This is a genomic window from Cyanobium sp. ULC082 (assembly GCF_977927535.1).
This window is the reverse complement of sequence record NZ_OZ376397.1, coordinates 576,906-595,548: the sequence shown is the minus strand read 5'-3', so window position 1 is coordinate 595,548 and position 18,643 is coordinate 576,906. Positions and strand designations below refer to the sequence as shown.

Annotated in this window: 19 protein-coding genes and 1 tRNA gene; 8 read left to right on the top strand and 12 right to left on the bottom strand. The window is 66.2% G+C overall.

The features are described 5' to 3' along the window. Nucleotides 1–79 precede the first annotated feature (79 nt). The 4 genes from ACXMDY_RS03230 to ACXMDY_RS03215 all read left to right on the top strand — a co-directional run bounded on the left by ACXMDY_RS03230 (nt 80) and on the right by ACXMDY_RS03215 (nt 5,164). Nucleotides 80–1,159, top strand: coding sequence for a ligand-gated ion channel (locus ACXMDY_RS03230; RefSeq protein WP_259703125.1), 1,080 nt, complete (start codon nt 80–82; stop codon nt 1,157–1,159). 79 nt (nt 1,160–1,238) lie between these two features. Next, nucleotides 1,239–2,240: a porphobilinogen synthase gene (hemB, locus tag ACXMDY_RS03225; RefSeq protein WP_259703124.1), complete on the top strand. Its 1,002-nt coding sequence runs from the start codon at nt 1,239–1,241 to the stop codon at nt 2,238–2,240. Between the two features lie 75 nt (nt 2,241–2,315). Continuing rightward, on the top strand, nt 2,316–2,744 hold the full coding sequence (locus ACXMDY_RS03220; RefSeq protein WP_259703123.1) for a VOC family protein: 429 nt from the start codon (nt 2,316–2,318) through the stop codon (nt 2,742–2,744). An 11-nt stretch (nt 2,745–2,755) separates the two neighbouring features. Continuing rightward, complete coding sequence (locus tag ACXMDY_RS03215; RefSeq protein ID WP_457767579.1) at nt 2,756–5,164, top strand: endonuclease MutS2; 2,409 nt, start codon at nt 2,756–2,758, stop codon at nt 5,162–5,164. A gap of 9 nt (nt 5,165–5,173) precedes the next feature. Here the strand turns inward: ACXMDY_RS03215 and ACXMDY_RS03210 are convergent, their stop codons facing one another. After that, nucleotides 5,174–6,433, bottom strand: a complete 1,260-nt coding sequence (locus tag ACXMDY_RS03210) for an ABC transporter ATP-binding protein (protein ID WP_311133957.1) — start codon at nt 6,431–6,433, stop codon at nt 5,174–5,176. Nucleotides 6,434–6,499: 66 nt separating this feature from the next. Here ACXMDY_RS03210 and cgtA point away from each other — a divergent pair, with 66 nt between their 5' ends. Further along, on the top strand, nt 6,500–7,492 hold the full coding sequence (gene cgtA, locus ACXMDY_RS03205; protein WP_259703309.1) for an Obg family GTPase CgtA: 993 nt from the start codon (nt 6,500–6,502) through the stop codon (nt 7,490–7,492). 51 nt (nt 7,493–7,543) lie between these two features. Here the strand turns inward: cgtA and ACXMDY_RS03200 are convergent, their stop codons facing one another. The 4 genes from ACXMDY_RS03200 to ACXMDY_RS03185 form a co-directional block, all read right to left on the bottom strand. Then, complete coding sequence (locus ACXMDY_RS03200) at nt 7,544–7,762, bottom strand: Calvin cycle protein CP12 (RefSeq protein ID WP_259703121.1); 219 nt, start codon at nt 7,760–7,762, stop codon at nt 7,544–7,546. 89 nt (nt 7,763–7,851) lie between these two features. Then, nucleotides 7,852–9,861: a ribosomal protection-like ABC-F family protein gene (gene abc-f, locus ACXMDY_RS03195; protein ID WP_259703120.1), complete on the bottom strand. Its 2,010-nt coding sequence runs from the start codon at nt 9,859–9,861 to the stop codon at nt 7,852–7,854. After that, nucleotides 9,858–10,532, bottom strand: a complete 675-nt coding sequence (locus tag ACXMDY_RS03190) for a DUF2301 domain-containing membrane protein (RefSeq protein WP_259703119.1) — start codon at nt 10,530–10,532, stop codon at nt 9,858–9,860. Before ACXMDY_RS03190 ends, abc-f begins: the two co-directional genes overlap by 4 nt. 31 nt (nt 10,533–10,563) lie before the next feature. Next, a complete protein-coding gene (locus tag ACXMDY_RS03185) occupies nt 10,564–11,532 on the bottom strand; it encodes a glutathione S-transferase C-terminal domain-containing protein (protein WP_259703308.1) in 969 nt (322 codons plus the stop codon). An 82-nt stretch (nt 11,533–11,614) separates the two neighbouring features. Between ACXMDY_RS03185 and ACXMDY_RS03180 the strand changes: the two genes are divergently transcribed. After that, nucleotides 11,615–12,580, top strand: coding sequence for an aspartoacylase (locus ACXMDY_RS03180; protein WP_259703118.1), 966 nt, complete (start codon nt 11,615–11,617; stop codon nt 12,578–12,580). On the opposite strand, the gene ACXMDY_RS03175 is transcribed toward ACXMDY_RS03180, so the two are convergent. Genes ACXMDY_RS03175 through ACXMDY_RS03165 form a run of 3 tightly spaced genes read right to left on the bottom strand, consistent with a single transcriptional unit; the run spans nt 12,540 to nt 13,542 of the window. After that, nucleotides 12,540–12,965, bottom strand: coding sequence for a hypothetical protein (locus ACXMDY_RS03175; RefSeq protein ID WP_259703117.1), 426 nt, complete (start codon nt 12,963–12,965; stop codon nt 12,540–12,542). The genes ACXMDY_RS03180 and ACXMDY_RS03175 overlap by 41 nt on opposite strands. A 38-nt stretch (nt 12,966–13,003) precedes the next feature. After that, the gene (locus tag ACXMDY_RS03170; protein WP_259703116.1) at nt 13,004–13,360 is read right to left on the bottom strand and encodes a carbohydrate porin; all 357 of its coding nucleotides are present in this window, start codon (nt 13,358–13,360) and stop codon (nt 13,004–13,006) included. A 44-nt stretch (nt 13,361–13,404) separates the two neighbouring features. Next, nucleotides 13,405–13,542 carry a hypothetical protein gene (locus ACXMDY_RS03165; RefSeq protein ID WP_259703115.1) on the bottom strand — a complete coding sequence of 46 codons (138 nt, stop codon included), beginning with the start codon at nt 13,540–13,542 and terminating at the stop codon, nt 13,405–13,407. Nucleotides 13,543–13,737: 195 nt separating this feature from the next. Between ACXMDY_RS03165 and ACXMDY_RS03160 the strand changes: the two genes are divergently transcribed. Continuing rightward, nucleotides 13,738–14,400 (top strand): class I SAM-dependent methyltransferase, encoded by a 663-nt coding sequence (locus tag ACXMDY_RS03160; protein ID WP_259703114.1) that lies wholly within the window; start codon nt 13,738–13,740, stop codon nt 14,398–14,400. A 37-nt stretch (nt 14,401–14,437) separates the two neighbouring features. Here the strand turns inward: ACXMDY_RS03160 and ACXMDY_RS03155 are convergent, their stop codons facing one another. Both ACXMDY_RS03155 and ACXMDY_RS03150 read right to left on the bottom strand, forming a co-directional pair. Next, entirely contained in the window at nt 14,438–14,935 is a 498-nt protein-coding gene (locus ACXMDY_RS03155; protein WP_259703113.1) for a DUF1643 domain-containing protein, read from the bottom strand. Nucleotides 14,936–15,141: 206 nt separating this feature from the next. After that, nucleotides 15,142–15,213 (bottom strand) — tRNA-Thr (locus ACXMDY_RS03150). 47 nt (nt 15,214–15,260) lie between these two features. Here ACXMDY_RS03150 and ACXMDY_RS03145 point away from each other — a divergent pair. Continuing rightward, nucleotides 15,261–15,518 carry a DUF3493 domain-containing protein gene (locus tag ACXMDY_RS03145; protein ID WP_259703112.1) on the top strand — a complete coding sequence of 86 codons (258 nt, stop codon included), beginning with the start codon at nt 15,261–15,263 and terminating at the stop codon, nt 15,516–15,518. Here the strand turns inward: ACXMDY_RS03145 and ACXMDY_RS03140 are convergent. Further along, nucleotides 15,435–16,100, bottom strand: a complete 666-nt coding sequence (locus ACXMDY_RS03140; protein WP_259703111.1) for a low-complexity tail membrane protein — start codon at nt 16,098–16,100, stop codon at nt 15,435–15,437. The genes ACXMDY_RS03145 and ACXMDY_RS03140 overlap by 84 nt on opposite strands. A 4-nt stretch (nt 16,101–16,104) precedes the next feature. Then, entirely contained in the window at nt 16,105–18,579 is a 2,475-nt protein-coding gene (gene infB / locus ACXMDY_RS03135) for a translation initiation factor IF-2 (protein ID WP_457767367.1), read from the bottom strand. Nucleotides 18,580–18,643: the final 64 nt, after the last annotated feature.

Sequence of the window (18,643 nt, the reverse complement as noted above, 5' to 3'; positions counted from 1 at the left end):
AGCAGCCAATCCACGGATCCTGCAGACTCCCGCAGTGAGAAGTGGTCGGGATTTGGCTAGGCAACGGCTATGGCTGTGGTTGGCCCTTCTGGTGTTCGGGGCTTCCGTGGCGCTGAAGGCGGTGATCCCGCCTCAGAGCGCCCCGCCGGGAGTGCTTGTTCAGGAGAAGTCAAGGTTGGTGGATCCCGCCACCGAACTGCTCAACGCCAACGCCGTTGCGGTGAAGGCCGGTCTGTTCATCGAGAATCTTCACAGCCTCTCGTTGCGGCAGCGGATCTTCAATGCCGAGGGCCTCTACTGGTTGATCTGGCCGCAGGACATCCAGAGAGTGATGGAGGCAGAAGAAATCAGCCCTCTGCAGCTGGTGGAAATCACCAATCAGGTCAACTCCTCCTCAACCCTGATCGAGCCGGATACGGCAGCTCCGGTGGCACTATCAGACGGCAGCTTCTATCAACTGTTTCGCTTTTCAACCAGCCTATACATTTCGAAGATTGATCTGTGCCGCTCTCCGTTTCAACGTCTGGTGCTGCCGGTGGTGCTTGAGATTGTCCCCGATGCGTTCTCCCTCTCCCAGAAGAAAGTGCTGCTGGTTGCCGATACCGGTCCGGGCAACAGCACGATTGGGGCGGATGCCTCAATCAACGGTTTTAGCATTGAGTCAACCCGTTATGTGTCGTCACTTCATTCCTACGGCACCACCTGGGGCCTGAATCGGGGCTCCCTGGATTATCCCCGCCTCAGCCTTGAGGTTGTGATGAGAAGTGATTCCTTTTCAAGTTTTGTTACCTGGATTCTGCCACTGCTGATCGTGATGTTGATCGTGATGCTCGCTCCCCTGCTGGATGGGGAGCTGGGCGACCTTCGGCTGGCCATTCCATCCACCGCCCTTCTGACCCTGATCTTTCTCCAGCAGACCTACAAGGCCGAGCTGCCTGCCCTGAACTATCTCACGTTTCTTGATTATCTCTATGCCTACTCCTACATCGTTTCCCTCGTGCTGTTCATCCTATTCCTGTGGGGAAACAATGTGTACTCGAACGCCAATGAGACCAGCAAGCCAGCTGCTGTTCTGAGGATCGCAGGGGTTGACAGGGTATTCCAGATCAGTTCCTTCGTGGGATTCTTCGTGGTGGGCATTCTCGCCTGGATGATATGAGAACTGGCTTGTAAGTACTGGCCCAGGAAGTGATCCTGAAACCCTGGGCCCCTAGGATCGACCCAGTGATTCCTTTTGCATGGAGCTCGCCTACCGTCCTCGTCGCCTGCGCCGCACGCCGGCCCTCAGGGCCATGGTGCGTGAGTTTCAGCTGAGTCCGACTGATTTCATCTACCCGCTCTTCGTCCACGAAGGGGCCAGCAACGAACCGATCGGCGCCATGCCCGGCGCCCAGCGCTGGAGCCTCGATGGCCTGGTTGCGGAGGTGGGCAGGGCCTGGGATCTCGGCATCCGCTGCGTGGTGCTGTTTCCCAAGGTGGCCGATGGTCTCAAGACCGAAGACGGTGCCGAGTGCTTCAACGAGGGGGGGCTGATCCCCAGGGCGATCCGTCGCCTCAAGCTGGAGCATCCAGCGATGGCGGTGATGACCGACGTGGCCCTCGATCCCTATTCCTGCGATGGCCACGACGGCATCGTCAGCGACGAGGGCATCGTGCTCAACGACGAGACGGTGGCCCAGCTCTGCCGCCAGGCGGTGGCCCAGGCTCGCGCGGGCGCCGACCTGATCGGACCCAGCGACATGATGGACGGCCGGGTGGGTGCCATCCGCGAAGCACTCGACGAAGAGGGATTCGAGCAGGTGGGCATCATCAGCTACACCGCCAAATACGCTTCCGCCTACTACGGACCGTTCCGCGAGGCGCTGGATTCCGCCCCACGCCCCACCGGCGCCAAACCGATCCCCACCGACAAGAGCACCTATCAGATGGATCCGGCCAACGGCCGCGAAGCCCTCACCGAGGCCCTGCTTGATGAACAGGAAGGCTCAGACATCCTGATGGTGAAACCTGGCCTGGCCTATCTCGACATCATCCACCGACTCCGCCAGGAAACGGAGCTGCCGATCGCCGCTTACAACGTGAGTGGGGAGTACGCGATGGTGAAGGCGGCCGCCGAGCGGGGCTGGATCGATGAACGGGCGATCGTGCTGGAAACCCTGCTCTGCTTCAAGCGGGCCGGCGCCGACCTGATCCTCACCTACCACGCCTGCGACGCAGCCGCCTGGCTGCGTCAGGGCTGAAGCGCTTCTGGCCGGAGCAACTGCCGCCGCCCGGCCCTGCTCCGATCAGAATGGCTGCATCGATGAAGAGGCCCGATGGCCGTGCAACGTCTGGGCCATGTCGCCCTGCGGGTTCAGGACATGGATCGCGCCAAGGCCTTCTACCAGGCCCTCGGCCTCCGGATCACCTGGGAAGCCGAAGACTGGTCCTACCTTCAGTCGCCCCAGAGCGGCGATGGCCTGGCGCTGCTCAGCCCCGCCTACACGGTGGCGGGGCCCCATTTCGCCTTCCACTTCACGGACCGTCAGGAGGTGGATACCGTGCATGCCCAGCTGCTGGCCTCGGGCCACCGGGTCGGGCCGGTGCACGATCACCGCGATGGCACCGCCTCGTTCTATCTCCAGGACCCGGAAGGAAACTGGCTGGAGATGCTCTACGAACCGCCCGGTGGCATTCCCTACAACGTGGGTGCCGCTCCGATCCTGCTGGCGACCGGGCCTGAGCAGGTGCAGGGGCTGGCTTGAGGGCAGGCGAGTTGCTGGCGATCGAAACGGAAGCGCTCGAGCTGCTGGAGTGGCCGAGGCTGCTGGGCCAGCTGGCCGCGTTTGCCAGCACGACAGCAGGTGGGCGGCTCTGTCGTCGACTGGAGCTGCCGTCGAGCTGGACTGAAAGCCAGCGGCGGCTGGCTGAAACCACCGAATTGCTCGGGCTGGATGGCCTGATCGACGGCGGCCTGAGCTTCCAGGGCGTCGCTGATCTGGAGGCCACCCTCCAGCACTGCGGCAAGGGGGGGACGGCCAGTGGCGAGGCGCTGCTGCAACTGGCAACCACCCTGTCGGCGGCACGGCGCCTGCGGCGCCAGATCGATGATTCCGAACTGCGGCCGGTCTGCACGGCCCTGGTGGCTGAGTTGCGCACCCTGCCGGAGCTGGAGCAGCGGCTGCTGTTCGCTCTGGAGGAGGGGGGGCGGGTGGCTGACCGGGCCAGCCCTGAGCTGGGAGGGCTGCGCCTGCAGCTGGCCGGGGCGCGCCAGCAACGGCGTGAGCGGTTGCAGGAGCTGCTTCGACGTCTGGCTCCGCTCCTGCAGGACACGGTGATCGCCGAGCGCAACGGCCGGCCCGTGCTGGCGGTGAAGGCCGGCGCCGCCTCCCGGGTACCGGGTCTGGCCCATGACAGCTCCGCATCGGGCAGCACGATGTTCATCGAACCCCAGACCGTGATTGCGATCGGCAACCGGATAAGGGATCTGGAGGGACAGGAGCGCGATCTGGAACGGCGGATCCTTGCCGAGCTCAGCACGTTGGTGGCCGCCGAAGCCGAAGACCTGGCCGTGCTGCAGCGGGTGCTGTCCGAGCTGGACGCCGCCCTGGCCCGGGCGCGCTACGGCCAGGCCCTGGGCTCGGTGCGGCCGGAACTGGCCGCCGATCCGGGCGCCCCCTTTCTGCTCCAGGAGCTGCGGCACCCCCTGCTGCTCTGGCAGGAACGCCACGAGGCTGGGCACACCGTCGTACCGGTCACGATCTCCGTGGGACAGGACCTGCGGGTGGTGGCGATCACCGGTCCCAACACCGGCGGCAAGACGGTGACCCTCAAAAGCCTGGGGCTGGCGGCCCTGATGGCCAGGGCCGGGCTGTTCCTTCCCTGCTCGGGGACGCCGCGGCTGCCCTGGTGTGGCCTGATCCTCGCCGACATCGGCGATGAGCAATCGCTGCAGCAGAACCTCTCCACCTTCAGCGGTCATGTCCGCCGGATCGCCCGCATCCTGGCGGCCCTGCCGACCGGGGAGGCCCCGGCGATCGGCGCCAGCCTGGTGCTGCTCGATGAGCTGGGGGCCGGCACCGATCCAGCCGAGGGCACCGCCCTGGCGATCGCCCTGCTGCGCCACCTGGCCGGGCGGGCCCGACTGACGATCACCACCACCCATTTCGGCGAACTGAAGGCGCTCAAGTACGGCGACTCCCGCTTCGAAAACGCCTCGGTGGGCTTTGATCTGGAGACACTCTCACCCACCTACCAACTGCTCTGGGGCATCCCCGGCCGCAGCAACGCCCTGGCCATCGCCAGCCAGCTCGCCCTGGAGCCGGCTGTGATCGCCGCCGCTGCCGAGCTGCTCGTTCCACGCGGCGACGGGGAACTCAACCAGGTGATCCGTGGCCTCGAAGACCAGCGTCGGCGTCAGCAGGAGGCCGCCGAGGAGGCCGCCATCCTGCTGGCCCGCACCGAACTGCTGCACGAGGAACTGCTGCTGCGCTGGCAGCAGCAGCAGGAGCAGTCAGCCGAATTGCAGGAAGAGCGACGCCGGACCCTGGAGGCCTCGATCCGGGACGGCCAGCAGGAAGTGCGTCGCATCATCCGCCGCCTGCGCCAGGGCCAGACGGATGGGGAGCAGACCCGTCAGGCCGGTCAGCGGTTGAAGCGGCTCCAGGAGCAGCATCGACCCCAGCCCGAGCGGCGCCACCATCCAGGCTGGCAGCCGGTGGTGGGCGAGCGGATCCGGCTGCTGGCGCTGGGCAAGGCGGCGGAGGTGCTGGCGATCAGCTCCGACGGCCGGGAACTCACTGTGCGCTGTGGCGTGCTGCGACTCAACGTGGAGCTGGGAGCCATCGAGAGCCTGCAGGGGGAGAAGGCGGCTCCCCCGGAGGCGCCCAGCGTTCCGGTGGTTCAGGTGCACAGCCAGAAGTCCAGAGTCGGCAGCGGCCCCCAGGTGCGCACCGAGCGGAACACCGTGGATGTGCGGGGCCTGCGGGTGCACGAAGCCGAAGCGGCCGTGGAGGAACAGCTGCGCGGCTCCAACGGTCCGCTGTGGGTGATCCATGGTATCGGCACCGGCAAGCTCAAGAGGGGCCTGCGTCAGTGGCTCTCCAGCGTGCCCTGGGTGGAGCGGGTCAGCGACGCTGAGCAGGGTGATGGCGGCTCGGGCTGCAGCGTGATCTGGCCGATCTGAATGGCGACTTCAGGCCGCTCCACCCAGCTCCGGGAGCAGCACCGCCGTGGCCTCTTGCCTGGCAACGGCGGCCGGCCTCGGCAACGGCAACGCCTCTCCAGCCGCGTCGAAGAAGCGCCAGCCGCAGGGATCCACCTCCAGATGCACGGTCTGGCCAGGCACCACCTGCTGGGACGGGTCGGCGCGCAACTGGACCAGGTGGCTGCCATCCAGCAGACGACAACAAATCAGTTGCTCATTGCCAAGGGCTTCGATGTGGGTCACCTCGGCCGGGATGTTGCGGTTGGTGGCGGGAGCCAGCTTGAGGTGCTCCGGCCGCAGACCGCCCGTGAGCGCAGCCGGGTTGCCCTCCGCGTGGCGGATCAGGGCCTGGCCGCTGGGTCCTTCCACCAGAAAGCGCCTCAGTCCCAGCTGGATCTGGTCACCGCCGACGGCAAGCACCGGCAGCAGATTCATCGAAGGACTGCCGATGAACTGGGCGACGAAGAGATTGGAGGGCCAGTTGTAGAGCTGCAGTGGCGTGCCGAGCTGCTGAAGGCGGCCGGCATTGAGCACCGCGATCCGATGGCCCATCGTCATCGCCTCCACCTGGTCGTGGGTCACGTAGAGGGTGGTGATGCCGAGGTTTCGTTGCAGGGCCACGATCTGGGCCCTGGTGCCGGTGCGTAACTTGGCATCGAGATTGCTGAGCGGCTCATCCATCAGGAACACGGCGGGCTCCCTGGCGATCGCCCGGCCCAGGGCCACCCGTTGTTTCTGACCACCTGAGAGTTCCTTGGGCAGCCGATCGAGCAGGGGAGCAAGCTCCAGCTGATCAGCAACGGCAGCGATCCGGGCCTCGATGCGCGCTTCACGCGCCGAGGGCACCCTCAGTCCGGGCGGCAGATGACGACCAAGTCGGTGCAGGCTGTCCTGCAGTTGCCGGGGCAGGCTGCGGGGGCGGCTGCGGCGCAGACCGAAACCGATGTTGTCAGCCACGCTCAGGTGGGGATAGAGCGCATAGCTCTGAAACACCATCGCCACATCACGCTGGGACGGTGGCAGGTCGGTGACCGGGCGATCCCCGACGATCACCGCGCCGCTGCTGGGGGTTTCGAGGCCGGCGAGGATGCGCAGCAACGTGCTCTTGCCACAGCCCGATGGTCCCACCAGCACCAGGAACTCGCCGTCCTGGACGGTGAGATCGAGATGGCGCAGCACTTCCACCGCAGCGCTTCCCCGCCGGGCTGGGAAGGTCTTGCAGACCTGCTCGAAGCGAACCTCTGCCAAGACTGGCTCTCAGACTCCCCGATCCTAGGGTTGGCCGTTCACCTGGCCTGCGTCCACAGCTTTCCCTTGCAGTTCATCGATCAAGCCCGCATCGCGGTCCAGGGAGGCCGCGGCGGCGACGGCATCGTGGCCTTCCGACGTGAAAAGTACGTTCCCGCCGGTGGGCCATCCGGCGGGGATGGCGGCCATGGTGGCGCGGTCTGGCTCCAGGCCGACCCAAACCTGCAGACCCTGCTCGATTTCAAGTACAAACGCCTGTTTGCGGCGCCGGAGGGCCGTCGTGGCGGTCCGAACCGCAGTTCAGGAGCCGGTGGTGACGACCTGGTGATCCGGGTTCCCTGCGGCACGGAGGTCCGTGATGAAAACAGCCATCAGTTGCTCGGTGATCTCACCGAGCCCGGTGATCGGCTGAGGGTGGCGGCAGGCGGAAGGGGCGGCCTCGGCAACGCCCACTACCTCAGCAACCGCAACCGGGCACCTGAAAAATTCACCGAAGGGAAGGACGGCGAAGAGCGCCAGATTCAGCTGGAACTGAAATTGCTGGCTGAGGTGGGGATCATCGGCCTGCCCAATGCTGGCAAAAGCACCCTGATCAGTGTGCTCTCAGCGGCGAAACCGAAGATTGCCGACTACCCCTTCACCACCCTGATTCCCAACCTCGGCGTGGTGCGGCGCCCCAGCGGCGACGGCACGGTGTTCGCCGACATTCCGGGACTGATCGCCGGCGCCGCCCTCGGAGCGGGGCTTGGTCATGACTTCCTCAGGCACATTGAGCGGACCCGGCTGCTCGTGCACCTGATCGATGCAGCCAGCCCCGATGTGGTGGCCGATCTGGTGGTGGTGGAAGCGGAACTTGCTGCCTATGGCCATGGCCTGAAGGACAGGCCCAGGCTGCTGGCGCTCAACAAGATTGAACTGCTCGACGAGGAGGCTCTCAAGGCAGCCGCAGAGGCCCTCGCCCAGCACTGGCACGGTGGGCTTCTGCTGATTTCCTCGGCAACCCGTCAGGGTCTTGATGGGCTGCTGACAGCTGTCTGGAGGGAGCTGGGAATCAGCTGATCGAACGGAACGCCCTGCCGGGATCCGGCCAAGGGCGTTCAGCAGACCAGTTCAATCGTCGTAGACCCGGCACTCAGGGGCTTCCGGGTTGAGATCGCAATACACCTCAAGGGCACTTGGGTCGTGGCTGTCTTCGGGGTGATGCTCCTTGTACTCCTGCAGAGACTTCAGTTCGTCCTCAAGGTGGCCCAACTTGGCCTTGTCGCCGCTGGCCTTGGCCGTTTCGAGTTCGATCTGATCCTTGAGGATGTGCTCGTCGATGGAGTTCATAGGAAGGCCGGGCTGCATCAACCGGAGCTTTTCGTGGCCACCCTAAAGACCCGAATGGACCATTCCGAGCGTTTGTGGGCTGGAGCTGATCAAGCAGGCCGGTCGCTCAGCTCCAGCCAGCGCTCTTCCCCCTCGTGGATGCGGGCCGCCAGGCTGGCCAGCTGCTGGGTGAGGGCATCGAGACGGCCATGGTCACCGCCGGTTCCGGCCGCGAGCTCCCTCTCCAGGCGGCGGCGCTGCTCTTCCCAGTCGGGCAGGCGGTCCTCCAGCTCCGCGAGTTCGCGGTTCTCCTTGAAGCTTCGTCGTCGCTGCGCCCGCTCGGGGAAGACCTGGTCAGGGGGCTCCGGCACCTGCTGGCTCTGCCCAGAGCTGGCCGTCAACTGGCTGGCTGGTTTGACAGGGGGCTTGGTGGGGGACTTTGCCGGGGATCTGGCTGGGGGTTTGGCTGTGACGTCCCGCTCCAGGTAGGCGCTGTAGTTGCCTTCGAAGCGCTTCAGTTCGCCGGCTTCGAAACTGAACAGCCGGTCCACGGTGCGATCAAGGAAATAGCGGTCGTGGGAGACCACCACCACGCAGCCGCGGAAATCCTCGAGGAAATCCTCCAGGACCGTGAGGGTGTGCACGTCAAGGTCGTTGGTGGGCTCATCGAGCAGCAGCACGTTCGGTGCCTGGATCAACAGCCGGCAGAGCGCCAGCCGCCGCCGCTCGCCACCGGAGAGCTTGCTGATCGGGCTGTGCTGCTGGGCTGGCGGGAACAGGAAACGCTCCAGCAGCTGGGAGGCACTCACCTGGATCCCCCCCAGATCAATCTGGCTGGCCGCTTCTTCCTTGACGAAATCGATCACCTTGCGCTCCATCCCCCTGCCAGCCACCAGGTCGCCGCTCTGCTGGTCGAAGTAGGCCAGCTGAACGGTGCTGCCAAGCTCCAGGCGACCTTGCTGGGGCAGGCGCCGCCCGGCGATCAGATCCAGCAGGGTGGATTTTCCCGAGCCGTTCGGGCCGATGATCCCCACCCGGTCTTCAGGGCTGAAGTCGTAGCTGAAGTTGCGCAGCAACGGGCGCCCCTGGGGTGGGCTGTCGACGCCGGCCTCTGGGCTGGGCGCCCAGACCGTGATGTTCTCGGCGGTGATCGCACGCTTGCCGATCCGGCGGTTGGCCGTGGCCAGGCTGAGTTCCCCCCTGGCCTGGCGGCTCGGGGCCTCACGCATCGCCTCGATGCGCTGAATCCTGGCTTTCTGCTTGGTGCTGCGAGCCTGGGGCCCCCGGCTGAGCCACTCAAGCTCCCGCCGCAGAGCTCCCTTGAATTTAGCGGCACTGGCCGCTTCAGCGGCTTCCTCGCCAGCCTTGATCTGCAGGTAGGCGGCATAGTTTCCCGCGTAGGTGCGGGCCTCACCCCGATCCACTTCAACGATGCGGTTCGTCACCCGATCGAGAAAGTAGCGGTCGTGGGTCACCAAGACCAGGGCACCGCGGTAGCGCGCCAGGTAGCCCTGCAGCCATTCGATGCAGATGGCATCAAGGTGGTTGGTCGGTTCATCGAGCAGCAGCACATCCGGTTCCGCCACCAGGGCCGAGGCCAGGGCCAGCCGCTTGCGGTATCCACCGGAGAGTTCCTCCACCCGCCGCTGGGTGTCGTGAATGCCGAGCCGCTCCAGCACCTCGCGGCACTGCTGCTCCAGGTCCCAGGCATTGGCCCGGTCCATGCCGGCGCTCAGTTCCCCGAGTTCCCTCAGCAGGGCCTCGTGATCGGGATCCTCCGGATTGCCCTGGTGGGCCAGGGCGTCGCTGACGGCGGTGAAGCGCCTCAGCAGGGCCATCTTCTCGCCGCTGCCCTCGAACACCTGCTCCAGCACGGTGCGCTGCGGATCGAGCTCAGGGTCCTGGTTGACCAGAACCACGTTCAACTTCGCCGAGCAGCGCCGTTCCCCCTCGCCCGGTGTTTCAAGGCCAGCCAGCAGCTTGAGCAGGGTGGACTTGCCGGCTCCGTTGGGGCCGATCAGACCGAGCCGCTCGCGCTCGCCGACGTGCAGGGTGAGGTCGTGGAAAAGGGTGCGGATGCCGAAGTCCTTGCCGACCCCCACCAGGCTGATCAAACTCACGCGTTGGAAGGACGGCTCTGGCTCTCCAGATAAGCAAACACGCTCTTGTCCCCCACATCGGCTGCCGCCGGCATCGGGAACTTCCGCAGGCAGAGGATCAGCAGCAGGGCCGTCTGCACCGCCAGCAGGCTGAAGCTGGTGGGCCCATCCAGCCAACCAGCCAGTCGGCCCAGCAACGCGGCCGGCAGCAGCAGGGTGACGCCGATCGCCTCGGGCCGCTGGAAGCAGAAGAACTCCTTGAAGCCGATCCCAGCCAGGGCGGCAAAGAACGGGCCCACCGCCCAGATCCAGCGGGAATCGGCCGCCAGGGTGGGGAGCATGGCATCAACCCCCACCCGGGCGGCAAGCAGCACAGCGCCGGCGCAGCCCAGCAACCAGAAGAGCTGCAGGGCGCGGTGAAGGGGGCGAAGGTAGATGTGGATCCAGCGCAGGGCGAGCCCCAGCCCGGCCGCCATCACAAGCAGCCAGGGCCAGAGGGGGGTGCCGGCCATGCTTCGCCACTGCCACAGCAGGGCCGCTTCGCCCAGGGCCACCGCCAGCAGGGCAAGCCGGTAACCCAGCACCTCGCGACGATCGGTGGCATCGATCGTGAACGGCCCGTAGACCCCTTCGAACACCGGATCACCCGGTGCTGGATCGAGGTTCAAAGGGCCGGTGGTCGGAGCGGTCATCGGGTCAGCGCCCCAGGGGTCGTCGCCCTCATCATCGCTGGCTCCCAGGAGGGCATCCTTCCACCAGAGTGGCCAGATCAGGACCGGCCGGAACAATGCCGGAGGGTTGCAGCGGAAAGAGGGAACCGAAGTAGTCGCGCCGCCAGGCGGCGGGAAAGCAGGTGGCAGCAACACCAGGGAGGCGATGGAAACGCCGCCTCCAGTCCCAGAGGGCAGGGAACTGCCAGAGCGGCCGGCGGGAGCAGCCGAACAGGGGGGCATAGACCAACTCCAACCGGATCAGGGTGGGGAACAACACCACATCAGCGAGGCTGAGCCGATCACCGCAGAGCCAGGGGCTGCCACCGGCGAGGCTCAGCTCCAACGCTTCAAATGCCGCGAACAGCTCGGCCTCCGCCCTGTCGTAGGCCGCCTGATGGCGCGCGAAGCCACAGCGGTACACCCCATCGTTGACGGCGCCCTGGAGATGGTCGCGCCAGCGGTCGATCGGCTCAGCCAGCTCGATCGGCTCAAGATCAGGCGCGGAAGCCGGCGCCGGCCAACGATTGAGCAGTTCGATCAGCCGCGCGCTCTCGTTCACGACGATCCTCTGATCAACCCGGTCGTAGAGAAGCGGCACCGTGGCGCGGGCCCGGGGATCACTGCCGCAGCGGCGGTACAGATCCACCAGGGACAGAGCCCCCTCGAACGGTTCCACGAACCGCCAGCGGCCCGCCTTCGGATCCGGCTCCACCACCAGCAGCTCGATCGACCCCTCCAACTCCCGCAGGGTCCAGACCAGCCAGGCACGATGGGCCCAGGGGCAACTGCGACCGACGATCAGCAGATGACGGCCCGGCTGGCCGGCGCTGGCCGGACACTCGGGGGGAGTGGCGAAGGCTGCCGGCGGGCGGCGGTAGTTTCCCTCGGCATCGGCGGGCCCCAGGCCGCCCATCAGCTGCAGCCACTGCCAGTGCCAGGCCTGCCTGACCGCAGCAACCACAGGGGGTGGGATGGCGATGACGGATTCAGCGATTGCCCTGACTCTGATACGGCATCGACCAGACCTGCCAGGCTGAGCGGGCGGCTGGCACAGGGAGGCGATGGCAGCAGAAGGGCAGGTGGAAGCCGTGGGAGCCGCAAAGGTGCTGCTGGTGGCTGCCACCCATGGCAATGAACGCAACGCCGCCTGGCTTCTGGAGCACTGGCGTCAGCAGCCGGCCGCACCCGAGAGCTGCGGTCTGGCCCTGGAACTGGCGATCGGCAATCCGGCCGCCCTCGCCGCTGGGGTCCGCTACATCCAGCGGGATCTGAACCGTTGCTTCAACCCCGGACTCCTGAACGATCCAGGCAGGGAGGAACTGGAGATTCAGCAGGCCCGCCAGTTGATCGCGGCCCATGGCCCGGCCGGCACCACCCCCTGCGCCGTGGTGCTGGATCTGCACAGCACCACGGCGGCGATGGGAAACTCCCTGGTGCTCTATGGCCGCCGCCCTGCCGATCTGGCCCTGGCGGCCGGAATCCAGGCTCTGCTGGGGCTGCCGATCTATCTGCATGAGGGGGATGCAGCCCAGAGTGGCTTCCTGGTCGAGCGCTGGCCCTGCGGCCTGGTGATCGAGGTGGGTCCAGTGCCCCAGGGCGTGATCACCGCCACGATCTGCCGTCAGACCCAGCTGGCCGTCGAAGCCGCCCTCAGCGTGCTGGCCATGGCCCAGGCGGGCCGGCTGCGCCTACCGGCTGAACTGGTGGTTCACCGCCATCTGGGCAGCCTCGATCTGCCCCGCCACAGCGATGGCCGACCGGCCGCCTGCCTGCATCCCCTACGCCAGCACCGTGACTGGCAGCCCCTGTTTCCCGGTGATCCGCTGTTTCTCTGCCCGGATGGCACCACGATCAGCCAGGCGCAGAGTGCCCCAGCGGTGCAGTGGCCGGTGTTCATCAACGAGGCCGCCTATGGCGAGAAGGGGATCGCTCTGAGCGTCACGGAGCGGGAGTGCTGGCCCTGCTGTGGCAGCTGGGCCGAAGCGCTCACGGCTGTGGGCGTTGGCCTGGTTCCGAGGGCGTGCTGAGCCGGATCGGCCCGTTGTAGAGGACAGCCAGAACCGTGCGCCCATCCGGGGAAATCCTCAGCTCCGTTTCCACCGTGGCCGCGAGATTCAGCTGCTGCCAACCGGGGGGACCGCCGAGAAAACGGAACAGGATTCCCTGCTCACCCGTTTCAATGATGCAGTTGCCGGCGGCACGATCGAACATGCAGGCGGCTGTCCGATAGACGCCCAGACCGCCATTGAGTTTCTCGGCCTTCATCCGGGCCAGGTTCGTGGCCCGTTGCAGGTTGAAAGGGAAATCCGCCTGGGCCCATGCCGAAGCAGCCCCAACCGAAACCGCAGCCAGCAGGCCAAGGCCGGCGCGACGGACAAGACTCTGGATCGGGGCGGAAAAGCGACGAGACATCAGGTGGGAGCGGTGAAGAAAGGTGGACGAAACGGATCTCAGCCGCAGGCCCAGGTGCCTTGTTCCTTGGTGCAGGGCAGGTTGGTGGTGGTGCCGTCAGCCCAGTAGATCCTCAGCCGATCATCGGAGCTGCCGATGCGGAAGGTGAGTGATTTGACCACACCGGCCGGTGGCTTGCCGGCGGGGTCGGCGGGGTTGGGATCGACAGGGCTGGCCAGGCGCTGTTCGACCTGCTGCAGACGTTGCTCCAGCCGCTCGATCCGCTGAACCTGGGGATCTGACCTGCCCCAGCACCCCGTCAAGCCAACCGCCAGGGCCAGCCACCCGAAGGCGATCAGGGGTGAAGCAGCCTTTCTGGCGGCTTTGCGGGCACGAGTTGAAAAAAGCAACGGCATCGCCGCGCCCCGATCAGGGAACCCTGCACTCTTAGCAGCGCGGCTCAGGTGTTGGCCAGCCGCTCACTCCAGTAGACAACCGCTCCCTGCTGCTCAAGCTGAAGGCGACGAACCCTGGCCTGCTGAAGCGGGACCGTTTCTGAAGACCTGGAACCACGCAGATCCCAGCAGATCAACACCATGGGAATCGGGAAGGCGAATGCATAAAAAAACCTTAAGAAGGCATCGCCCCATTCGGGACGCTGATTGGCAAGCCGAGACATATGCCTGGCTCCTTGCCGCTCACGGTGAATCCCGGCCGTGCTGACACTCCACGGCAAGGAGAGCCCGCCATCCCCTCTGGTGCTGTGGAATGAAGCACCCGCCACTGACCCAACGTGCTGCGCGTCTGCGAACCCGAGCTGATGGATGGGGCAGAGCAGGCCAGGCAATACGCCGACGGGGATTTCAGCGCCACGGATCAGGCGGTGATCGATCGAATCGCCTTCCTGTTCCCTGCTGGGCTCGGTGAGCGGGTCGTTGATCTTGGCTGTGGTCCGGGGAACATCAGCTTTCGCCTCGCTTCCCGCCACCCCACCAGCGTCGTGCTCGGGCTGGATGGGGCTCAGGCCATGCTGGCGATCGCCGAGGCGAAGCTGCGGAGCGAACCAGCCTGGCCGAATCTCTCCTTCCAACTGGCCAGGCTCCCCTGCCCTGATCTGCCGGTGGCGTGCTTCTCAACCGTGGTGAGCAACAGCCTGCTCCATCATCTCCACGACCCGATGGTGCTCTGGAAAACCGTGCGGCAACTGGGGGCGACGGGGGCGGCGGTCTACGTGAAGGACCTGCGCCGGCCCGACTCGGAAGCGGCGGTGCAGGCCCTGCTGGCTGCCCATCTGGCAGGAGCGCCGCCGCTGCTGGAGCGTGACTATCTCCACTCCCTGCGCGCGGCCTTCACCCAGGAGGAAGTGCAGGAGCAACTGGAGCAAGCCGGACTGAGCGGCCTGGAGGTGAGGGCCCTGGAAGATCGCTATCTGGAGATCGCCGGGCGACTGGTTTGACACCAGGCTGGGGGGTGGTGCCAGCCGGGCTTCAGGCTCAGGTCCAGGGGACCGGCCTGCGGGTCCGGGGCAGATAGAGAGGATGCAGAGGACTGGCCGTCTTGCCCAGGCCGAGCACCTGCAGGGGCGGCAGCATCCGCCTGACCGCCTGGTCGCGCTCAAGCCAGCCGCCGCGTCGTCCCCAGGCGGCAACGACCAGCCTGGATCCGGCACTGCAGGCCTGAAGCCATCGGTCGTTGTCCGGGCCCACCGGGTCGGCCGCTTCGACCAGATCGGCCGGTCGTGTGGCACGGAACGCGAAGAGGTTGATCATGGTCAGGCCGCTGAAGCCCCAGTCCCTGGCAAAAGCGATGCAACGCCGCACGGTCGGATCGTCGGCATGCTCATCGGCCGTGCTGGGGTTCAGCCCCACCACGACGGCGCCATCAGCTGGCTCCCCCCAGCGGCGCCAGAGGGCATAGCGGTAACGCCGACAAGGGCTGAAGATGGCTCCCCGCTCGCCGTCCAGCTCCCGGAGGGTCGCCGACGGCAGCACGGACTCAGCGGAAGCAGCCGGTGGCCATTCACTGTGACGATGCGGATCAACCATCCGATTCAAGTTCCGGTTGATGATCCGGTAGAGCAGGCAGCAAGAGCAGCTTGAGAAATCAGAAGAATGAGCGCAGGATCGAGCTCAGTTTTGCTCTTGAAATCGATTATTGAGGTTTCCAGGAGGCAGTTAATCACCTGGAATTGTGTGAAAGCCGGTGATCGGATTTGAACCGACGACCTACTGATTACGAATCAGTTGCTCTACCACTGAGCTACACCGGCACCGCCATGAAATTAGCATTCAGCCATCCTCTGCACAGGTTCCGCCGATGCCTCCTTCTGATCCGAAAAACCTGGATCCAGCCCTGAGGGCCAGGCTGCTGCAGGAGGCAAAGGCTCCCTGGCGCGGGCTGCGCCGGGCCCTCTGGATCGCTCTCTCCGCCTCGGCGGCCATTGGCCTGGCCACGATGGCCCTGCGGGTGGCGGCTGGCGGTGAGCTGGCCTCAGGGGATCTGCTCATCCAGGTCGGAGCCCTGCTGCTGTTCGGCTTGCTGCTCTGGCGCGACCGGGCTGGAAGCAGCGATTAGCTGCAGCGAACCGGGCAACAGCAACGGCAACCCCAGGCTGAGCAGGTCATGGCCGGTCTGCTCAGCCTGGGGAAGGTTGCCTGCGGCCAGCTGCTGCACAGGACGCCTCAGCATCCAGCCAGCCTGAAGCAGCTGGTGCCACTGCCAGACCACCAGGCTGAGCAGAAACGCAGCCAGCAGCAGGTCCACCAGCCTTGAGCTGTTGGCGAGCGGAGAAAGATCAGCGGCCAGGCCGGCGCGGCTGTCGAGGATCCAGAGCAGTGGCAGCAGCGCTGCCACCCCGGCAGCCTGGGCCAACTTCAGCGGCAAGGGATGGACCAGGCCGCTCAACCGGTTCTGCAGCTCTCGGCGGCCCTTGACGGGGGTCTTGAGCAGCAGCAGCGACCATGGATCGGCCGGGTGGCGCCAGAGCAGCACGGCCGGCGCCAGACCACCGAGGGCAAAGCAGAGCAACCTTTCAAGCAACGGAAAGGGACCGGCATCCGATCCCGCCAGGATCAGGAAGAGCAGGAGAAGCTCCAGTGGAGCGGCGGCCAGTCCCACCAGTTGCACCCAGAGCAGGGGTTCGCTGCGGGGGTTCACCGGATCAGCTCGTGCTGAGGGTGCGTCGCTGGGTCACCAGCTTGTAGGCCTCGACGCGGTCCCGGTCCTGCCAGTTGGCGAACCGATCGCAGCCGATGCCGCACTCGAAGCCGGTGGCCACCTCCTTGACGTCGTCCTTGTTGCGGCGCAAGGAGTCGAGATCGCCCTCGAACACCACCTGCTTGGCGCGATGCACGCGCACCTTGCAGTTGCGCTGCAGCTTGCCACTGGTGACATAGCAGCCGGCAACCGCCGTCTTGCCGATGCTGAACACCGCGCGCACCTCGGCTTCGCCCAGGGTCTCCTCGACCATCTCAGGCTCCAGCAGGCCCTCCATGGCCAGCTGGATGTCTTCAAGCAGCTTGTAGATCACGTCGTAGTCGCGCACATCGACGCCGGTGGCGTCGGCGGCCTTCTTCGCTCCTGAGGCCATCGAGGTGTTGAACCCGACGATCACCGCACCGGAGGCGGCCGCCAGATCCACATCGGTTTCGGTGATCTCGCCTGGGGCCGAAAGCAGCACACGCACCTGAACCTCGCCCTGGGGCAGTTGCTCCAGCGAGCCGAGGATCGCTTCGACGCTGCCTTGAACATCGGCCTTGAGAATCAGGTTGAGCTCCTTGAGCTCACCCTCGCTGGCCTTGCCTGACATCGAGGCCAGGGAAACCCGGCGGGAGGCCATCTGCTGGGCCAGGCGGGTGGCCCTGGCATCGTTGGCTCGATCGCCGACCACCGCCCGGGCGGCCTTCTCATCGGCATAGACCTCGAACTCGTCGCCGGCGGTGGGCACCTCACTGAAGCCAAGGGCCTCAACGGCGCAGGACGGACCTGCCAGCTTCACCCGTTTGCCGGTGTCATCCACCATGGCCCGCACCTTGCCGAGAACGGGGCCGGCAGCCAGCACATCGCCGGCCCGAAGCGTGCCGTTCTGAATCAGCAGCGTGGCGACCGGACCCTTCGCCTTGTCGAGGTGGGCCTCGATCACGGTGCCCTTGGCCATCCGGGCCGGATTGGCCTGAAGATCCTCCACCTCCGAGACCAGCAGGATCATTTCCAGAAGCTTGTCGATGTTCTCCCGCTTGATGGCGCTCACAGGCACCATCACCGTGTCGCCACCCCAGTCTTCAGCAACGAGCTGCTGATTGGAGAGTTCCTGCTTGACCCGGTCGGGCTGGGCTCCCTCCTTGTCGATCTTGTTGATCGCCACCACGATCGGCACCTGGGCGGCGCGGGCGTGGCTGATCGCCTCGAGGGTCTGGGGGCGCACGCCGTCGTCGGCCGCCACCACCAGCACAGCCACGTCGGTGACCTTGGTGCCCCGGGCACGCATGGCGGTGAACGCCTCGTGGCCAGGGGTGTCAAGGAAGGTGATCCGGCGCTGTTCACCACCGTGGGGAATGTCCACCTGGTAGGCACCGATGTGCTGGGTGATGCCACCGGCCTCGCCGGCTGCCACCCGGGTCTTGCGGATGGCATCGAGCAGGCTGGTCTTGCCGTGGTCGACGTGGCCCATCACCGTGACCACCGGTGGCCGTCGGATCAGGTGGGCACGATCGCTTTCCTCGATCATCTCGACCGTCTTCTTGGCGGCCTCCTGGACATCGTCTTCGAGAACGGGAACACCGAACTCCTCGGAAACCGTCTCGATCGCCGAAAGGTCGAGGGTCTGGGTGACGGTGGCGATGATCCCCTTGAAGAAGAGGGATTTGATGATTTCCGAACTCTCGACAGCCAAGCGGTCGGCGAGTTCCTGCACCGTGAGGTTCCCCTCCGGAACGATCAGCATTTCCGGCCGGGTGGCCTTGGCCTCGCGGGCAGCCCGCAATTCCATGGCACGGCGCCGCTGGCGCTGGCGGGTGGTTTCCTTCTTGCGTTTGCGCATCGCCACCACCGGCTTGGCGCCGGGGGCCGCCTGCCGGGTCCGCGGTTTGGCCGGCCTGGCCAGGCTGGCCTGGAGGATCAGCGCCTCCTGCTCACCCGCGTAGCCGCCCGTTTCGGCCGTGAGCGCATCGTCGTTATCGCCGATGATGTGAACTTTCTGGCGCTGCTTCTGGGGCGACTTGCTGCGCAGGGCCTCAAGCTTGGCGGTGTCATCCCACTCGGGCCGCCGGGCCCTGGTTGCCGGCTGCGGAGTGCGGAAGCCCGGCCGCTTCGGAGCCGCGGGAGGCGTGGCCGTGGGGCGTGCCCCATCGGGGCTGGTGCCGATTCCGGCCTCGGGTCGCCGGGGTGGGGCGGCCGGAGAGCGGCTTAAAGGGTTCTGGAGCTGCATCAGCTCGCCAGGGGCGACGGGCTTGCGCATGCCCTGGGGCATGCCTCCGACCCGCACCGGTGCGCCGGCCCCGGCGCGGATCGGAGCGGCCGGAGCGGCGGCGTCGCGGCGGATCGGTTTACCGACCAGCTCCAGGGGGCTGCGGGTCTGGAGCTGACGAACGGCCGGCGGTGCAGGGCGCTGGGGGGCGCTGCTGGGCCGTTGACTCAAGGTTGGGCGACCCGAAGGGGGCGCCGGTCGGCTGCTGGTTCCAGTGGGTTGGCCCGACTGGGGG